The sequence below is a fragment of the Priestia sp. YIM B13551 genome (assembly GCF_042787905.1).
Lineage (GTDB): Bacteria > Bacillota > Bacilli > Bacillales > Bacillaceae_H > Priestia.
Genome location: NZ_JBHZOX010000002.1, coordinates 1,399,827 through 1,416,352 on the forward strand (window position 1 = coordinate 1,399,827; position 16,526 = coordinate 1,416,352).

Sequence of the window (16,526 nt, forward strand, 5' to 3'; positions counted from 1 at the left end):
TTTCATCGCTCCTCTATTTTCGAAACTTCACACTGCAACTGTCCATCGGTCAAACGAACGTTTACCACATCGCCTTTGGATACTTGTTTGGTTGATTTAATTAACTCTTTTTCTTTATCGTATACTAAGCTGTAGCCTCTTTCCATTGTTTTTAATGGACTAAGCGTATGTAATTTTGACGTTGCCGTTGCAAATAAAAGCTGTTTTTGCTTTAGCAGCTGCTGCATCTCTTTGGTCAGCATTTTCGTCAGCTGCTGTTGACGCTCCGCCGCTTTCGTTAACTGATGCTCGGGGTGATTGCGCAACAAAGCGGCTGTTAATTGCTCGTAGTTCGTCCGTTTATGTTCAATGTACCTTCTGCCTTCACGATAAAAACGCTCCATCAACTGATCTAACTGCTGCTCTTTTTGCTCGACCAACTTTTGAGGATAACGAAAAGCATATGATTTCTGGGATCGTTCAAGCCTGCGGCTACTAGACTGAAGCATTTCTTTCATCGAACGAAGAAGACGGATATCTCGCTGAGTCAACCTTTCTGTAATTTCACTGATATGAGGTACAGCCAATTCCGCAGCACCCGTTGGAGTAGGAGCGCGAAGATCTGCTACAAAATCTGCAATTGTAAAATCGGTTTCATGTCCAACCGCTGAAATAACAGGAATAGTAGAAGTGAAAATTGCACGAGCAACGCTTTCTTCGTTAAAAGCCCAAAGCTCTTCAATTGACCCACCACCGCGGCCAACAATTAATACGTCTGCTTCTTTACGACGGTTTGCTTCTTCAATTGCCTTAATGATAGACGGTGCCGCATTCACTCCTTGAACAAGAGCGGGCATAACAATAATGTTCGCGTTATATCTGCGCTTTAATGTCGTAATAATATCACGTACGGCTGCTCCAGTTGGAGATGTAATAACACCTATTGTTGTTGGATACTTCGGCAGTTTTCGTTTCCTAGCAGGATCAAATAAGCCTTCTTTTTCCAGCTTTTTTTTCAGCTGTTCGTAGGCCAAGTATAAGTTTCCAACGCCGTCAGGCTGCATTTCTTTTACGTACATTTGATAATTTCCGCTTGGTTCATAAACCGAAATTTCAGCTCGAATGAGTACATTCATTCCTTCTTCAGGCTGAAAATTAAGCTGCCGGTTATGCCCAGCAAACATAACGGCTGCGATACGAGCATTTTGATCTTTCAAGGTGAAATACATATGTCCCCGACTATGACGTTTAAAGTTAGAAATTTCTCCTTTAATCCATACATCTTGCATGTGAGGGTCTACATCAAACTTGCGCTTAATGTATCGTGTAAGAGCCGTAACGGTTAGATAACGCACTTCACTCATCATTTTGCCTCCTTTGCAGTCACCCTCTCCCCTTTATATAAAGGAGAGAAGCATTTTGGTCACTTGATTTGGCAAGATGAACCTTTATTTAGATAAAGTTGTTAACACTTTAGACAATACGCCATTGATAAACTTGCTTGATTGATCATCGCCAAACGTTTTCGCTAATTCAATCGCTTCATTTAACGTAACGCTCGTAGGAATTTCTTCTTCATACTTCATTTCGTATACGGCAATACGTAGGATAACGCGGTCTACAGTGGCTACACGATCTAACGTCCATTTTTCTAAATGATTGCGTAAAAGTTCATCAATTTCTTGCTGATGTTCAACCACACCTAGCACGAGACTTTCTAAAAATTGATCAGACTTTTCATTTTGTACAACATTTCCGATTGCCTCCATTGGCTCGGTCTGCCCTAAATCATGCTGAAATAGTGCTTGTAATGCTTTTTGGCGTGCTGTATGTCTTTTCATTATTTTTGCTCCTTTATTTATCTTCTTCAACTAGTATACCTAGATAATAGCATAGTTTATGAAACGATACTTCATTGTTCTTATACGAAGTTTGTAGAACACGAAAAAGACCGTCTTTATGACGAGACAGTCTTTTTCACTTTACCATAGCTTGTGTTGAAAAGGAACAAGTAATCATACGTTATTCCATTTTAGCAACAGCCGTTAGGTAAACGTTTGTTTTATTCAACTTCTTCAATATCAGTTTTTTGCGTATCAAACTGAATCCCTACGATATGAATGTTTACTTCATCGAGATCAATAGCTGTCATATTTTTAAGGGCTTGACGAATGTTATCTTGTACTTGTTGCGCTACGTTTGGAATAGACACCCCAAACTTCATCATACAAAATACGTCTACTTTTATCCCGTTTTCTGTTAAGTCCACTTTTACACCTTTACCGTGGTTTTTCTTTCCTAGTTTCTCCACAACGCCAGCTGCAAAATTTCCTCTCATTGCAGAAACGCCTTCTACTTCAGAAGCAGCAATACCCGCAATGACTTCAATAACCTCAGGAGCAATTTCTACTTTGCCAAGAGAATTTGGGTGTTCTTCCATTTCTAATACATGATTTTCATTCATGTACAGCACCTCCTATAGTTTATATTATACTAAGAATTCATTACGTCATATAGCTCAAGAAACTTCGTGTTGAATTCACCACTAACAAATTTTTCATGATTTAATAGTTTTTGGTGAAAAGGAATAGTGGTCGCAACGCCGTCGATAACAAATTCATCTAACGCGCGCTTCATTCGTTCAATAGCTTCCTCACGAGTTGGCGCATGAACAATCAATTTAGCCACCATTGAATCATAGTAAGGCGGGATTGCATAGCCCGGGTATGCAGCAGAGTCTACGCGCACTCCGTAGCCACCTGGCGGCAAGTACATTTGAATCGTACCTGGTGATGGCATAAAGTTTTTCTCTGGGTTTTCTGCGTTGATTCGGCACTCAATTGCCCATCCGTTAAATGCCACTTCTTCTTGCGTAAACGGTAAAGTTTCACCATTTGCCACTTTGATTTGTTCTTTAATTAAGTCAACTCCCGTCACCATCTCTGTAACAGGGTGTTCTACTTGGATACGCGTATTCATTTCCATGAAGTAAAATTTGTTTTCACGGTAATCATAAATGAATTCCACTGTTCCGGCTCCTGTGTAATTAACGGCTTGAGCGGCTTTAACAGCAGCATCGCCCATTAATTCACGCGTTTTTTCGTCTAATGCTGGAGAAGGCGTTTCTTCAATTAATTTTTGAAGACGGCGTTGAATCGAGCAATCACGCTCTCCTAAATGTACAGTATTCCCATGAGAATCAGCCAACACTTGGATCTCAACGTGACGGAAATCCTCAATGAACTTTTCAATGTACACACCAGGGTTACCGAAAGCTGTAGCAGCTTCTTGCTGTGTAATTGCAATACCTTTAATAAGCTCTTGTTCATTTTTCGCAACGCGGATTCCTTTTCCTCCGCCTCCTGCCGTTGCTTTAATAATAACAGGATAGCCAATATCATTAGCGATCGACATACCGTCTTCCACTGACTCTACAATTCCAGTTGAACCAGGAACAATTGGGACACCGGCTTCACGCATCGTTTCTCTCGCTACGTCTTTTGTCCCCATTTTGTTAATGGCTTCAGGACTTGGTCCTACAAATGTAACGTTACACTCTCTGCATAGCTCTGCAAAATCAGCGTTTTCAGCTAAAAAGCCGTATCCAGGGTGAATGGCGTCACAGCCCGTTAGCATCGCAACGCTCATAATGTTTGTAAAGTTTAAATAGCTGTCTTTAGATGACGTTGGTCCAATACAATACGCTTCGTCTGCTAATTGTACATGCAAAGAATCGCGATCAGCTTGAGAATGAACAGCTACTGATTCTACACCTAACTCTTTACACGCTCGAATAATTCGAACCGCAATTTCTCCTCGATTCGCAATTAATAGCTTTTTAATCATATTTACCGCTCCTTATTCAGGCTTTACTAAGAAAAGAGGTTGACCGTATTCTACAAGTTGTCCATTTTCAACTAATACGTCAACGATTTCACCTTTAACTTCTGCTTCGATTTCATTAAATAATTTCATTGCTTCTACGATACATACAACCGAATCTTTTTGTACTTTATCTCCAGGAGTCACGTATACATCTGATTCTGGCGATGATGACGCATAGAATGTCCCTACCATCGGAGATGTAATTTTATGTAAGCTTTCATCAACCGCTGGGGCCGCTTGTTCTTCTTTTGGTTGAGCAGACTGTGCTGCTGGGGCTGGCGCTGGAGCCGCTGCTGCCTGCGGTGCAGGTGCTGCCGCTTGTTCAGGTGCCGAAACCACTACTTGCTGCGCTTGTTTGGAAACAATTGCGTCTTTTTTCTTCATCTTGATTTTGGAGCCTTCGTGCTCATAGGTGAACTCCTCGATTGATGATTGATCAACTAGCTTAATGATCTCACGGATCTCTTGAATTTTTAACATATTGAACACTCCTACCTCATGAAAATAGAATTCTCTACAATGTTAATAATACGACAGATGGCTACAGCCATTCAATTCGTTTGGCAAACATTAAAAAGAAGTTCCACTTACTCTATAATAACTTTTTAGCGTTATCGTTTTATAAATGGAAACATAGCTTTACAGATGACAACACTTATGAAAACATTTGTCACCTAGTACTAATATAAGATTATGAAACCTATTATAACCGAAGTAAAAAAAGAAAGCCATGTTAAAATTTTTACCGTATCGCTTAGATTTTAGTCATTTCATAAAAAAAGAAGTGTAAACAACCCCAATTTACGGCTGTTTCACACTTCTTTTATTCCCTTTATTTAGTTGGCTGAAACTCTACCGCTACTTCTTTTGGACCCATTTCTTTTTTGACTAGCTGAATGATTTGATTTGCTTTTGTTTTTGAGTGTTTTTCTGTCTTAACCGTAATTTGTACTTGCTTTCCGTCTGCTCTTACTAGCGCGTCACTGTATCCTTTTGCTTTAATTAATGTTTCCAGCGTGGCTTCTTTTTCCCCGAGCTTTGATAATTCATCAATTTTATCCATCGCCTTGCTTACTTCCGCAGGCGTCACATTTTTTGATGCAGCTACTTCTTGATACTCTTCTTTTAATTGACTTCTTTCATCATTTAATTCCAAACGAAGCGCCGTAAATAGCTCATCGCTATCTGTGCTTGATACAACCGCTGATTCTTTTGCATTTTTAGCCGTTTCCTTCTTTACATCTTCTGCTGAGCCTTCAGTTTTTGAATCTTCTTTTGTTCCTGATTTCTCATCTGCTTGTTGTTTTGTATCTTCTGCAGGAGCCTTGTCATCAGCTTGCTTTTCGCTTTGTTTTTCATTGTCTACTAGCGCAACATTACTCTGAGGATTTTCTGGCGTTGTCATATAATATACCGATAACACAACAACTAAACTTAACATTGTTAATAACCAAACCGTTTGCTTTTTTAATAACATATTCATTTCCCCCTCATCCTTTTTTCGCTAACACTGCTACTCTATGACTTGGTATATCGAGCGCTCTTGTCACGGCTTCAATAATAGATTTCTTTACCTCGATATTATCAGCTCCTTTAGCGACAACTAACACGCCTCTTACTTTTGGCTTTTCGGTTTTAACTACAACAGGCTTTTCTTGTTCTCCACTTCTCACAATGACCAGCTGTTCGTCTGTTGAGGAATCTTCAACTTTACGAGTCCCTCCTTCACGGTCCGTTTCGTTGGTCGTTTGCGATTTTGTGACGCTGTTTTTTTCATATATTTTGGATTCTGTTGCATCTAGGTTCACAATTACTTTTACCTTACTTACGCCTCTAACTTGATCCAAAATATCTTTCAATTCTTCCTCATACCGCTCTTCATAACCTGTCATCGTTGTTGTCTTTTTGGAGCTAAAAGCGGGAACATCCTGTGATACCGGTGGTGCGCTGGTTTCTTTGCTTGCACTCTTTAATAATCCGCCTGAATTCATAGATGTTGTGAGTGAGTTGCTAAATACCATAAAGATAACGCCTGCAGCTAGTAAAATGCCTATATACATTAACTTTGAAGGTTTCTTCGTAGTTGATGACTGTTTAAGTGAAAAGAACCGCTGAAAAAATGATGGGTCACCTTTTTCTGGCTTTTGACTCATTTCGTGTCTCCCTCCTCCATATTCACAACAACTTGGCCTTGTTTTACATCCCATTTTGCTGCTAAATAGTTGGATAATTTCTTGGATTCTGTTGGTTTGTTTGTTTCGATCGGTGTGGAGGTATCAATAGAAATAACTTTCACAGCTGAAACAACCTCGGAATCATCCGATGCTTTTTTACTTACGGCAACTGAAATGGATTTAATATTGTCAGCGGTAGGTTCGTCGTTCGGCTTTTTTGTTTCAATGTGAATTCGATCAATTGCTACACCATACTGATCCATCAACTCCTCTTTTACATCTGCCTCCATTTGGACAGCCATTTGTTCTAAAATATATGCACGTTGTGAAGCTTGTATTTCTTTTTTCTGATTTTCTATTGAATTTTCTACCTGCTGATCAGATCGAATAGATGATAAGCTAAGTGATTTCAGCATTTGATTAACATCCACTTTGAAAATTTGAAAAACGGGTGTAATAATGATCAGCATTAAAAGAAGTCCAACCACCAGCTTTGTATATTTTTGAAAACTAGAATTGGGCAACAGTAAATTAATAATGGTAGCTAATAAGATAAAAAGAACGATATTAGTAATCCACGTCGTTAAGGCCTGCAATTTCTTCACCTCACCATCATTGTGACGTTGCTCGCTGTAATGATGACCGTTAAACATAAGAAAAACATAAGCGAGACAACCGCAAGCGCCGCGAAAATATAGATGACGCTTTTGCTGATAATGCTCAAGCAGGAAATAACTGGTCCTCCTCCAATAGGTTGAAGAAGAGCTGCTGCTAGCTTATAGATAAAAGCGAGCGTTAACACTTTAATAGCCGGAAACGCGACGATTAACAGTAAGACTGCTACTCCAGCAATCCCTACTGAATTCTTTAATAGAAGCGAGGCACTGATGACTGTATCAGCCGCATCTGTGAATACACGTCCTACAACAGGTATAAAGTTCCCTGTAACAAACTTTGCCGTTCGAATTGTAATACCGTCGGCAACAGCTGAGGTGGCCCCTTGAACGGACAGCACTCCTAAAAAAACAGTTAGGAATATTCCGAGCACGCCAATGCTTATATTTCTCAACAGCTGAGCAAGCTGTGTAACCTTATGCTCATCTGAAATCGTACTCACAATGCTAAGCAGTGCTGAAAGAAAAAGCAGCGGCATCACTACGTATTGAATAAGCAAACCGCTTGTGTTCATTAAAAACAAAATCATCGGATGAAAAAAGGCTGCCGATACAACTCCTCCTGATGATGCCATTAAGGCAAGCAGCAGCGGCACCAGAGCTAAAATGAATTTGGTCATGGTCTCAATCGCTCCCGTTGCATAAGAGATAGCAATTTGAAAACTATTAAGAGCAATGATAATCAAAACCATATATACAAGCGCATACGCTACTTTACTTACGGTTTGCTGATTAAACGCACTTTGGAGCGTTTGCAAAAACACGCTAAAAACCGTTAGCATAATGAGCGTACCGAGGAGCTTTCCATTTGCTAATACTTCGTGAAATAAAAACTTTACAAGACCTCCTAGCCATTCTTTAAGAGAGAACTCTTTTTCTCCTTTTAAAAAATCGACTAAACTTCCCTTCTGACTCTCGGGTAAAAAGCCGCCGTATTGGGTAATAATATCGTCCCAAAACTGTTTGACTTCATCGATACCGAGCTTATCAATTTGTTCATTGACAAGTTCTTGCTGCTTCGGGGGTTCGGAAGCTTGTACATTTTCTGGAAAGAAAAAAAAGAGGAACAAAAGAAGAGCGAGTATATTCACTTTAAACGTCCACCGCTTCATTTCGTCACCTCATATTAAGTAAAATTAATTGGGCAGCATTGAAATAATTGTTTCAATAATGACCGTTAAAATAGGAATTGCCATGGAGAGAATCAGCACTTTTCCACCTAGTTCAATTTTAGAAGCAATGGCACCTTGCCCTGCATCTTTCGTAATTTGAGCACCAAATTCGGCGATATAGGCGATACCAATAATTTTCAAAATGGTTTCCACATAAATCATGTTAACGTGAGCATTAATCGACAGCCGCTCGACCATCTTAATAATCTCGTAGATTTGATCAATTAAAAAAAGAAAGATCACGGATCCCACGAATACAACAAGTAAAAAAGCAATAGGTGATTTATGTTCTTTTAAAATAAGAGCCAAAAACGTAGCTACTAATCCTAAGCCCACAATTTGAAGCATTTCAATGGCAACTCACCCCTCTACCCTTGAAATAAAAAAACCGATTTAATTTTTTGAAATAAGTCCTCTACAATCGAAGCAACCATAAATAAAATATAAATAAAACCGATGAGGGTAACCCAGTTCGCGTAATCTTTTTTTCCCATCTGTTCGAGTACGGTGACTAAAAAAGCTACGACGATACCAATCCCAGCAATCTGAAAAATGGTGTTCATATCAATTCCCACATTCAATCCTCCTCCATCGCTACATCAATAGAATGACCAGTAGCAACCCAGATAGAAAGCCTAAACTTTTAACCATTTTTTCATAGCGATTCTGCTTATCAACTGCATCTTGTTCTTCGCGTTCAAGATGATTCAGCGTCAGTAAGATATGCTTTTGCTGCGAATAACGATCATGCTGACCAAGCGTTTCACCAAATTGTTTTAAGATTTCTAGTTCTCCCGTTTTAAGTGCGGTTTGTTTCCAAAATTGGTCCAACGTCTTTTCCCAAGCTTCCTTGACACTTTCAGTACCTTCTTTTAATTTCATTGAAAACTCATTAAATAAAGAGGCCAAAGGATTAGGAAGCTGTAGAGATAACAAATGGGCAACTTCTTGAAGAGGCCGATTGCTGTACATAATTTCCGCTTCTAACGACCGCAGAGCCGTTTTTAATTGCCTGAGCTGCCTAGGTCTTGCACTAAGCTGCTTTGCAAACTCAAATCCTGTGTAAGTGGAAGCAAATAAGATAAAGATGGCACCAAACAGTTTCATACACCATCACCCTTTACTATTTTCAATAAGCGACTTTTCAGCGGACGTTTTCATGGAATTATAGTGCTCATCGTAGATAGCCTGAAGTGTTCCAGGACCTCGGCTGTTCGATAGCACAACATACCGTTTGAATACGTGAAGTTTCATTAAAGCTTGCAAAGTGGGACGCTTCATTAAATCGTCAATGTCATAGCCATGAACAGTCATGATGACACGAACGCCAGCATTAACCGCTTCAAGTACGGCCTTACAATCTTCTTCACTTCCAACTTCATCCACGATCAGCACATCGGGGCTCATGGAGCGAATCATCATCATCATGCCTTCAGCTTTCGGACAGCTGTCTAATAAATCCATTCTAGATCCGAATGTATGCTGAGGAACGCCTTTAACAGCCCCAGCAATTTCTGATCGTTCATCTACAATTCCCACTTTAAACGGAGGAATCTTAGAGCGCTCTATGCCAGTACTTATTACTCTGGCTAAATCGCGAATCATGGTTGTTTTTCCTGTTTGAGGAGGTCCTATAATGACCGTACTTTGCCAATAGCGATTGTATAAAAAAGGAATAAGCTGATTCGAAATACCAATCTTTTGTTTAGCAATCCGGATATTAAAGGATGATACATCTCGAATCACACGAACCTGTCCATTTTCCGTTACAACTTTTCCCGCTAGTCCAACCCGGTGCCCGCCTTCAATGGTGACATATCCTTTTTTCAATTCTTCTTCAATCATATAAATCGAAAACTGGCTTAATTTATTTAAGATAAATAAAGCATCTTCTGCACTTGGAAGATACGATTCGAAATATGGCTGATTGTTGATTGTAAATTCGACAGGTCTTCCTACGCGCACTCGAATTTCTTCTAGTACATGAGAATGGTTTGTGACATAAAATTCAACAGTCTTTTTTAAATTAGGCGGAAAGATTGCAAGTATTTCGTTTAACATATTCATCCCCTCATATTTGAACTCACTTCAATGTATTATAAGCTTGACCATTTTATGCCTACCTTTTATTTAAAAACACCGATTAAAATGAAGAGCACTCCTACTACAATCATGATTAATTTCCCAAAAGATAATTGATCGGCTACGGACACTAAACCTATGGTAAAAGAACTCACCATTACAATCGGACCAACAAGCGCTAACATTCCATTAATCATTAACGCTTTTTTCACATCATTGTTTGTGACAATTAAAATAGCGGCAATAAACTCAATAAATGAAGAAATAAATCGAAGGCACGCCATCGTCAATACCGTACCGTTTAAATGATCCAACCACTGCTTCATAAGCCCCTCCTATATCTCTGCGTTGTTTAGTACAACCTATGCAAAATAAAGAAGAGTTAGCACAAAAAAACACACAAAAAAGGCAGAGAATGATTCTCTGCCTTTTTTGTGTGTTTGCTTGCTTACACGACCGAATTACGCGCGTGATACGTAGCTGCTATCTGTTGTGTTGATAATTAATACGTCGCCTTCGTTTACGAAGAACGGAACGTTTACTGTTAAGCCAGTTTCAACAGTTGCCGGTTTTGTACCGCCAGAAGCTGTGTCACCTTTAATACCAGGTTCAGTTTCTGTTACTTTAAGCTCAACTGTGTTTGGAAGTTCAACACCTAATGTCTCACCTTGGTACATCATAATTGCTACTTCCATATTCTCTTTTAAGAATTTTAGCTCATATTCAATTGCACTTGCCGGAAGCTCTAATTGCTCATAAGACTGGTTGTCCATGAATACGTGCTGATCGCCGCTTGCATATAGATATTGCATTTTACGGTTATCAATTTGGGCTTTTCCTACTTTTTCACCTGCACGGAACGTTTTTTCTTGCACAGCTCCTGTACGAAGGTTACGTAGTTTTGAGCGAACGAATGCAGCGCCTTTACCAGGCTTTACGTGTTGGAAATCCATTACACGCCAAATACCTCCGTCTACTTCTACTGTCAAACCTGTACGAAAATCATTTACTGAAATCATGAAGAAATCCTCCTACATTTTATAAAATAATGAACTCTTTTGATGAGTGCGATAATGCCTCATTACCTTCTGCTGTGACGATCGTATCATCTTCAATACGAACGCCCCCTAAGTCTGGTATGTAAATACCTGGTTCAACGGTTACAATCATACCTGGCTGCAGTACATCTGTAGATTTCACAGAAAGTGATGGGCCTTCATGTACTTCTAACCCTACGCCGTGACCGGTCGAATGTCCAAAATACTGGCCGTATCCGTGTTCTGTAATATAATCACGCGTTAGCGCATCTGCTTCTTTACCCGTCATACCTGCTTTGATGCCGCTCATTCCGTTAAGCTGCGCTTGCAGTACGACATTATAAATTTCTTTTAGCTTATCACTTACTTCACCGACGGCAAATGTTCGTGTGATATCTGAACAGTAACCATTATAGTATGCGCCAAAATCAAGCGTTACAAGTTCGCCTTTTTCAATTACTTTGTCAGAAGCAACACCATGCGGTAAAGCCCCGCGATGCCCTGAAGCAACAATTGTATCAAAAGATGAAGATGTTGCGCCTTGTTTTCTCATAAAGAACTCCAGTTCATTAGATACTTGAAGCTCTGTTAAACCAGGACGAACAAAGGTTAAAATATGTTCATATGCTGCATCTGCTATTTTTGCAGCTTCCTTTAATATCTTAATCTCTGAGTCACTCTTTATCAAGCGTAAGTTTTCGATTGCGTGCGAGATTGGAACAAGTTCCGCGCCGATATGCTTATCAAATAATTGATGCTGTCCATATGTAACATAATTCTGTTCAAAACCAAGCTTTTTAATTCCAAATTGTTTCACTACATTCGCTACTTCTTCTACAATAGGACCCTTGTGCTGAACGATATCAAAACCTTCTGTTTGACTAGTTGCTTGTTCAACATAACGAAAATCTGTTACAAATGCCGCTTTGTCTTCAGAAATGATAACGACACCAGCAGATCCTGTGAAATTGGTCATATAGCGTCTGTTATATTCACTTGTAATTACAACACCGTCCACATTCAACTTTGAAAACTGTTCGCGTAGTTTTTCGATTTTCATTTTATTTCCCCCTTAATTGTAAAAGTGCCTGCAGGGCAAGCTCGTATCCGTATAAACCTAGCCCGACAATTTGACCATGTGTAACAGGTGCCGTCACCGAATGGTGGCGAAACTCTTCACGCTTATGTACGTTCGAAATATGCACTTCAATAACAGGAACAGATATACTAGCAATCGCATCTCGAATGGCATAACTGTAGTGAGTAAAAGCACCAGGATTGATCATAATCCCATCAAATTTCTCATCCGCTTCATGAATCCAGTCGATAATTACACCTTCGTGATTAGACTGTACGCACTCAACTTCTACCCCATGGTCTCTGCCTGCTCGCTGAAGCTTCTCTTCAAGATTTTGAAGATTATCTGTCCCATATACCGCTGGTTCGCGTACGCCTAAACGATTTAAATTAGGACCGTTTATTACTAAAATCTTATTCATCTTAATTCAACACTCTCCCCTACTACGAACCCTTTATGCAGCTCACTTATGTGAATTTGCACTTTATTTTTCTTTTTAAATCATTATATAGAATATATTAGCATACGTTGGAACATTCACACTACTTATTCGCCGTTTGAAAATCTGTAGATTCATCTTTTGTTTGAAGCTCTGCAGCTTCAAAAGAAATGGAATATCCGATGAATACACCATATAAAATATAAATACAGAGGGATGAAATAATCGTGTTAGCTGGAAGCTCTCCAATTGTTTTTAAGTTGGGAAAGAGCGGATTCAAAACAACGAATACAATTGCCCACCATAATAAGCCGTAAGCAAAACCTATCCAAATTGTTTTAAACTTCTTTAATAGGACGTAGTATAACAACCCGACAACAATAGATAATACCCCTATAAGAAAAACACTGACGATAACACCTATTCCTTTATCCTTCCAATCACCTAATGCCCATGGATCTAAAAGCATATTTGGATTGATAACACTAAAGCTGAACAGATAATTTAAATAGCCAATAAAGCTCCAGAAAATCCCTCCAAAAAAGGAAATAAAGATGGCTTTAAATAAAAAAGACATTTCCTGTTTATGCGTAGGGTGGTTATCCTGTTTTTTTTCATGCTGTTCTTTAGGTTCTGACATATTAATCACCTCTTCATGTAGTATGAACTTTTTTCTCATTTCCTACTGGCTCATTTTTAAGTTTTTACGTTTATTACTCTTCCTATACGCAAGAAGGGAGCCTGATATCAAAGAGACATTTTAAAACTACTTCGCACAGAGTTTCATAAACAAATTTTATAAGTGAAAGGAAAAAAATTCATAACAAGGGTGTGGAGATGAAAAATATTGGCTAAACTAGATAACATGCATCCGCCTAGAGGTTTATTTGATTTTGCTGTAGAATATAAAATACTAAGAAGTCTAGTCTAGTTAAGTTAGGTTGGTGCCTGAAATGTCTAAATTACAAAAACCTGCGTATGGTGGTCAAGCCGTTATAGAAGGTGTCATGTTCGGTGGCAAACGTATGATGGTGACGGCTATTCGCCGCAAAGATCAATCTATTGATTATTTTCATTCAAAAAGAAAATCAAATTCCGTACTCACTGCTTTAAAAAAAATTCCTTTTTTACGAGGAATTGCTGCTATTGTTGAAGCCAGTGCAAACGGTACGCAGCACTTGAACTTTTCCTCTGAACGCTATGACGTGAATCCAGAAGATGATGCTCAAGTAGCAGAAGAACAACAAAAAGAGAAAAAAGAATCAAAACTATCTTTAATATTTGGCGTTGCAACTATTGGTGTAATATCCTTTCTTTTCGGGAAAGTACTATTTACATTGATTCCTGTGTTTTTAGCACAATTGACACGTCCAGTTTTCACTTCAAGTGTAGCTCAGGTTTTTATTGAAGGAGTATTTAAACTATTATTGCTCCTTGGCTATATTTATGTGATTTCACAAACGCCACTTATTAAACGGGTGTTTCAATATCATGGAGCAGAACACAAGGTCATTAATGCATATGAAAACAATGCTGAACTTACGGTAGAAGCCGTGCAAGCACAATCTCGACTTCATTATCGCTGCGGAAGTAGCTTTATCCTCTTTACCGTAGTTGTAGGAGTGTTTGTCTACCTACTCGTTCCAACGGATCCTCTTTGGTTACGAATTGTGGATCGCCTTGCATTAATTCCAGTTGTCCTTGGTTTATCATTTGAAGTGTTACAGTTAACCAATAAAGTTCGTCATGTCCCTCTTCTTCGCTTTTTAGGTTATCCCGGTTTATGGCTTCAGCTTTTAACAACCAAAGAACCAAAAGATGATCAAGTTGAAGTTGCGATTGCTTCATTTAAAGAACTTTTACGCGTTGAAAATGAACTTTCTTCTACCACTGACGAACAAGTTGTCTAATCCACACCGTTTTGCTTTCTTTTTTTACTATTTTAGGAGGTGAACAAAATGAGACGTCCATTCGTGAAACCACTTGTATATGGTCTAATCGGGTTAGGAGTCATTGGCTTTGCATTTACGTTGATTACAGATCCAGCTGTTTTATTACGTCAAGCAGGTTATATTTTTCTGTTTATCATTTTGTTTTACTTAGTTTATCGGTTTATTCTCCGCCCTTCTCAGACAAAAGGTCAAGATAGAGGCTATGTGCGCGCAGTAAAACAATCAAAACTGCGTCAAAAAGAAAAAGAGCGAGGAAGCAACAAAGTTGATATGCATACGTACCGAAGCTCAAATAAGCGCCCGGTATCCAAATCAACGAAACCGCTAAAGAAAAAGAAAAACAACTCACACTTGACCGTCATCGAAGGTAAAAAAGGAAAAAAGAAAAATAGAGCATTCTTTTAAAAAAACAAGGAGAAAAGCCTCCTTGTTTTTTTAATAGCACCATTTTTTCAAAAATGCCCTTGTACGCTTTTTTCCAAACGCAATCAGCTCTTCCTTCCGTTCTTCTGTGAGGGTAAATTCTGTCGCAAAAACTTGATTAACAGGTAAAAAGATAATATTTTTTTCGTGACGTTTTGAAATATGTCTTGCATCGTGCGCATCTTTCATCGTCTCAAAAAGCGCGCTGAATAAACCAACGGCATTTTTAATTTTATTCCGTTCCCTTTCTTCGTCCTTCGGGCTCAGCTTCACACCAATTACCGGTCGCTTCTTGAGACTTTTATCATCATCAAACAGAAAAATTGGAAAGTTGCTTAACACGCCCCCGTCGACTATTAAACTGCTTGGGGTAGATTTTAATTTAACCGGCTCAAAAAAATATGGAATGCTGCAGCTCATTCGAACGGCTCTTGCTACAGAAAAGCGATTCGGGTCGATTTGATATTTAGGCAAATCATCTGGAAGAACAAGCATCGTACTGTTGGTCAAATCTGACGCAATAATACGCAGCGACTGATCAGGCAAATCAGCAAATGTACGAATTCCTCTGCTCCGCAATTTCTCAGCAATCCACTTTTCAAGCCTTTCTCCTTTATACAATCCCATTTTCCAATATAAAAACAGCCACTTTGTCAAGCTTGATGGTAAAAAAGACATTCTTTGATCTAAAAAAGACGATAACTCAATTTCATTCATCATTTCAACAATTTCTTCACTTGTATAACCGGCTGCTACAAATGCACAAATAATGGAACCCGCACTCGTTCCGGCTAACCGCCGAAAGATCAAGCCTTTTTCTTCTAGAGCTTGTAACGCGCCAATCAGTGCAAGCCCTTTAATACCGCCACCTGAAAACACTCCGTCGACGTACACAGCCTCTCCTCCAAACTACCCACTCTACATTTGTAGTCGACTCAGCAACAAGTTATGATAAAAAGAAAAAAGCAGTGACGCTATTGGCCGCTGCTTTCTTCTTATAATTTTTGCTCTTCTTCATTTCGTTTTTGTACATTGCGAAGCTCTTGAATACGGTTATGATTTTCTTCAAAGTATTGAACTAAATCTCCAATTCGATCAATGGAATTCCAGCTTAAATGATGTTCAATTCCTTCTACGTCATCATAAATATTTTTCTCATCTACGCCAATGATGCGCAGCAGCTGCTCTAAAAGCTCATGGCGATAAACAAGACGTTTTCCAATCTTCTGCCCCTTAGCTGTTAAAACAAGGCCTCGATATTTTTCATAAATTAAGTACTCATCTTTGTCTAGCTTTTGAACCATCTTCGTTACAGATGAGGGGTGAACCGCCAATGCATCAGCAATATCAGACACTCGAGCGTATCCTTTATCTTCAATTAGCATATATATTTGTTCAATATAATCTTCCATACTCGGTGTAGGCATGAAATCTCCCCCAATTAATATTATGTATTGCTAATAAGTCATAAATGTCTGTTTCTTATAGTGATATCGTGTTCATGTTTGATAATCTATGTGAAAAAAACGTGTAAATAAAGCGATGTCATAAGATAAAACTGGATAAAAGACATTCAATTAAAATCATACTACAATGCTTATTCAAATACAAGAACCGTTCGATCCCGCTTC

22 protein-coding genes are annotated in these 16,526 nt (G+C 38.9%); 2 read left to right on the forward strand and 20 right to left on the reverse strand.

The window, feature by feature from the left end; translation table 11 throughout:
* Positions 1-2: 2 nt before the first annotated feature.
* From xseA to ACFX4N_RS16865, 18 genes are all read right to left on the reverse strand, one after another.
* A complete protein-coding gene (gene xseA / locus ACFX4N_RS16780; protein ID WP_057274017.1) occupies positions 3-1,343 on the reverse strand; it encodes an exodeoxyribonuclease VII large subunit in 1,341 nt (446 codons plus the stop codon).
* Between the two features lie 84 nt (positions 1,344-1,427).
* Positions 1,428-1,820, reverse strand: coding sequence for a transcription antitermination factor NusB (gene nusB, locus ACFX4N_RS16785; protein WP_013059142.1), 393 nt, complete (start codon positions 1,818-1,820; stop codon positions 1,428-1,430).
* A gap of 221 nt (positions 1,821-2,041) precedes the next feature.
* Positions 2,042-2,443: an Asp23/Gls24 family envelope stress response protein gene (locus tag ACFX4N_RS16790; RefSeq protein ID WP_013059143.1), complete on the reverse strand. Its 402-nt coding sequence runs from the start codon at positions 2,441-2,443 to the stop codon at positions 2,042-2,044.
* Between the two features lie 29 nt (positions 2,444-2,472).
* A complete protein-coding gene (gene accC, locus ACFX4N_RS16795; RefSeq protein WP_057274018.1) occupies positions 2,473-3,825 on the reverse strand; it encodes an acetyl-CoA carboxylase biotin carboxylase subunit in 1,353 nt (450 codons plus the stop codon).
* Positions 3,826-3,837: 12 nt separating this feature from the next.
* Entirely contained in the window at positions 3,838-4,344 is a 507-nt protein-coding gene (accB, locus tag ACFX4N_RS16800; RefSeq protein WP_013059145.1) for an acetyl-CoA carboxylase biotin carboxyl carrier protein, read from the reverse strand.
* A gap of 352 nt (positions 4,345-4,696) precedes the next feature.
* Positions 4,697-5,347 carry a SpoIIIAH-like family protein gene (locus ACFX4N_RS16805; RefSeq protein WP_223268967.1) on the reverse strand — a complete coding sequence of 217 codons (651 nt, stop codon included), beginning with the start codon at positions 5,345-5,347 and terminating at the stop codon, positions 4,697-4,699.
* A gap of 7 nt (positions 5,348-5,354) precedes the next feature.
* Positions 5,355-6,017 (reverse strand): stage III sporulation protein AG, encoded by a 663-nt coding sequence (spoIIIAG, locus tag ACFX4N_RS16810; RefSeq protein ID WP_013084996.1) that lies wholly within the window; start codon positions 6,015-6,017, stop codon positions 5,355-5,357.
* Positions 6,014-6,634: a stage III sporulation protein AF gene (gene spoIIIAF / locus ACFX4N_RS16815; protein WP_013059148.1), complete on the reverse strand. Its 621-nt coding sequence runs from the start codon at positions 6,632-6,634 to the stop codon at positions 6,014-6,016. The genes spoIIIAG and spoIIIAF overlap by 4 nt, the downstream gene beginning before the upstream one ends.
* 5 nt (positions 6,635-6,639) lie before the next feature.
* Positions 6,640-7,824 (reverse strand): stage III sporulation protein AE, encoded by a 1,185-nt coding sequence (spoIIIAE, locus tag ACFX4N_RS16820; RefSeq protein WP_013059149.1) that lies wholly within the window; start codon positions 7,822-7,824, stop codon positions 6,640-6,642.
* A gap of 24 nt (positions 7,825-7,848) precedes the next feature.
* A complete protein-coding gene (gene spoIIIAD / locus ACFX4N_RS16825; protein ID WP_013059150.1) occupies positions 7,849-8,232 on the reverse strand; it encodes a stage III sporulation protein AD in 384 nt (127 codons plus the stop codon).
* A 20-nt stretch (positions 8,233-8,252) separates the two neighbouring features.
* The gene (spoIIIAC, locus tag ACFX4N_RS16830) at positions 8,253-8,459 is read right to left on the reverse strand and encodes a stage III sporulation protein AC (protein ID WP_013059151.1); all 207 of its coding nucleotides are present in this window, start codon (positions 8,457-8,459) and stop codon (positions 8,253-8,255) included.
* Between the two features lie 19 nt (positions 8,460-8,478).
* Positions 8,479-8,991 (reverse strand): stage III sporulation protein SpoIIIAB, encoded by a 513-nt coding sequence (spoIIIAB, locus tag ACFX4N_RS16835; RefSeq protein WP_013059152.1) that lies wholly within the window; start codon positions 8,989-8,991, stop codon positions 8,479-8,481.
* Positions 8,992-8,997: 6 nt separating this feature from the next.
* Positions 8,998-9,945, reverse strand: coding sequence for a stage III sporulation protein AA (spoIIIAA, locus tag ACFX4N_RS16840; RefSeq protein ID WP_057274019.1), 948 nt, complete (start codon positions 9,943-9,945; stop codon positions 8,998-9,000).
* A 65-nt stretch (positions 9,946-10,010) separates the two neighbouring features.
* Positions 10,011-10,292, reverse strand: a complete 282-nt coding sequence (locus ACFX4N_RS16845; RefSeq protein WP_013059154.1) for a YqhV family protein — start codon at positions 10,290-10,292, stop codon at positions 10,011-10,013.
* A gap of 135 nt (positions 10,293-10,427) precedes the next feature.
* Positions 10,428-10,985 (reverse strand): elongation factor P, encoded by a 558-nt coding sequence (efp, locus tag ACFX4N_RS16850; RefSeq protein ID WP_013059155.1) that lies wholly within the window; start codon positions 10,983-10,985, stop codon positions 10,428-10,430.
* Between the two features lie 19 nt (positions 10,986-11,004).
* Positions 11,005-12,063, reverse strand: a complete 1,059-nt coding sequence (locus ACFX4N_RS16855) for a M24 family metallopeptidase (protein WP_016765546.1) — start codon at positions 12,061-12,063, stop codon at positions 11,005-11,007.
* A 1-nt stretch (position 12,064) separates the two neighbouring features.
* Positions 12,065-12,502 (reverse strand): type II 3-dehydroquinate dehydratase, encoded by a 438-nt coding sequence (gene aroQ / locus ACFX4N_RS16860; protein ID WP_013059157.1) that lies wholly within the window; start codon positions 12,500-12,502, stop codon positions 12,065-12,067.
* Positions 12,503-12,623: 121 nt separating this feature from the next.
* Positions 12,624-13,160 (reverse strand): YqhR family membrane protein, encoded by a 537-nt coding sequence (locus ACFX4N_RS16865; protein ID WP_029320228.1) that lies wholly within the window; start codon positions 13,158-13,160, stop codon positions 12,624-12,626.
* Positions 13,161-13,473: 313 nt separating this feature from the next.
* On the opposite strand from ACFX4N_RS16865, the gene ACFX4N_RS16870 reads away from it, so the two are divergent.
* Both ACFX4N_RS16870 and ACFX4N_RS16875 read left to right on the forward strand, forming a co-directional pair.
* Positions 13,474-14,430, forward strand: coding sequence for a DUF1385 domain-containing protein (locus ACFX4N_RS16870; protein WP_057274020.1), 957 nt, complete (start codon positions 13,474-13,476; stop codon positions 14,428-14,430).
* Positions 14,431-14,478: 48 nt separating this feature from the next.
* On the forward strand, positions 14,479-14,877 hold the full coding sequence (locus ACFX4N_RS16875; protein ID WP_013059160.1) for an SA1362 family protein: 399 nt from the start codon (positions 14,479-14,481) through the stop codon (positions 14,875-14,877).
* Positions 14,878-14,907: 30 nt separating this feature from the next.
* On the opposite strand, the gene ACFX4N_RS16880 is transcribed toward ACFX4N_RS16875, so the two are convergent.
* The gene (locus ACFX4N_RS16880) at positions 14,908-15,789 is read right to left on the reverse strand and encodes a patatin-like phospholipase family protein (protein ID WP_016765549.1); all 882 of its coding nucleotides are present in this window, start codon (positions 15,787-15,789) and stop codon (positions 14,908-14,910) included.
* 101 nt (positions 15,790-15,890) lie between these two features.
* The gene (gene mntR / locus ACFX4N_RS16885) at positions 15,891-16,322 is read right to left on the reverse strand and encodes a transcriptional regulator MntR (protein WP_057274021.1); all 432 of its coding nucleotides are present in this window, start codon (positions 16,320-16,322) and stop codon (positions 15,891-15,893) included.
* Positions 16,323-16,526: the final 204 nt, after the last annotated feature.

Excerpts from the sequence above, each read along its gene's own strand:
- xseA (WP_057274017.1), bottom strand. The coding sequence starts at position 1,343 with ATGAGTGAAGTGCGTTATCTAACCGTTACGGCTCTTACACGATACATT.
- nusB (WP_013059142.1), bottom strand. The coding sequence starts at position 1,820 with ATGAAAAGACATACAGCACGCCAAAAAGCATTACAAGCACTATTTCAG.
- ACFX4N_RS16790 (WP_013059143.1), bottom strand. The coding sequence starts at position 2,443 with ATGAATGAAAATCATGTATTAGAAATGGAAGAACACCCAAATTCTCTT.
- accC (WP_057274018.1), bottom strand. The coding sequence starts at position 3,825 with ATGATTAAAAAGCTATTAATTGCGAATCGAGGAGAAATTGCGGTTCGA.
- accB (WP_013059145.1), bottom strand. The coding sequence starts at position 4,344 with ATGTTAAAAATTCAAGAGATCCGTGAGATCATTAAGCTAGTTGATCAA.
- ACFX4N_RS16805 (WP_223268967.1), bottom strand. The coding sequence starts at position 5,347 with ATGAATATGTTATTAAAAAAGCAAACGGTTTGGTTATTAACAATGTTA.
- spoIIIAG (WP_013084996.1), bottom strand. The coding sequence starts at position 6,017 with ATGAGTCAAAAGCCAGAAAAAGGTGACCCATCATTTTTTCAGCGGTTC.
- spoIIIAE (WP_013059149.1), bottom strand. The coding sequence starts at position 7,824 with ATGAAGCGGTGGACGTTTAAAGTGAATATACTCGCTCTTCTTTTGTTC.
- spoIIIAD (WP_013059150.1), bottom strand. The coding sequence starts at position 8,232 with ATGCTTCAAATTGTGGGCTTAGGATTAGTAGCTACGTTTTTGGCTCTT.
- spoIIIAB (WP_013059152.1), bottom strand. The coding sequence starts at position 8,991 with ATGAAACTGTTTGGTGCCATCTTTATCTTATTTGCTTCCACTTACACA.
- spoIIIAA (WP_057274019.1), bottom strand. The coding sequence starts at position 9,945 with ATGTTAAACGAAATACTTGCAATCTTTCCGCCTAATTTAAAAAAGACT.
- ACFX4N_RS16845 (WP_013059154.1), bottom strand. The coding sequence starts at position 10,292 with ATGAAGCAGTGGTTGGATCATTTAAACGGTACGGTATTGACGATGGCG.
- efp (WP_013059155.1), bottom strand. The coding sequence starts at position 10,985 with ATGATTTCAGTAAATGATTTTCGTACAGGTTTGACAGTAGAAGTAGAC.
- ACFX4N_RS16855 (WP_016765546.1), bottom strand. The coding sequence starts at position 12,063 with ATGAAAATCGAAAAACTACGCGAACAGTTTTCAAAGTTGAATGTGGAC.
- aroQ (WP_013059157.1), bottom strand. The coding sequence starts at position 12,502 with ATGAATAAGATTTTAGTAATAAACGGTCCTAATTTAAATCGTTTAGGC.
- ACFX4N_RS16865 (WP_029320228.1), bottom strand. The coding sequence starts at position 13,160 with ATGTCAGAACCTAAAGAACAGCATGAAAAAAAACAGGATAACCACCCT.
- ACFX4N_RS16870 (WP_057274020.1), top strand. The coding sequence starts at position 13,474 with ATGTCTAAATTACAAAAACCTGCGTATGGTGGTCAAGCCGTTATAGAA.
- ACFX4N_RS16875 (WP_013059160.1), top strand. The coding sequence starts at position 14,479 with ATGAGACGTCCATTCGTGAAACCACTTGTATATGGTCTAATCGGGTTA.
- mntR (WP_057274021.1), bottom strand. The coding sequence starts at position 16,322 with ATGCCTACACCGAGTATGGAAGATTATATTGAACAAATATATATGCTA.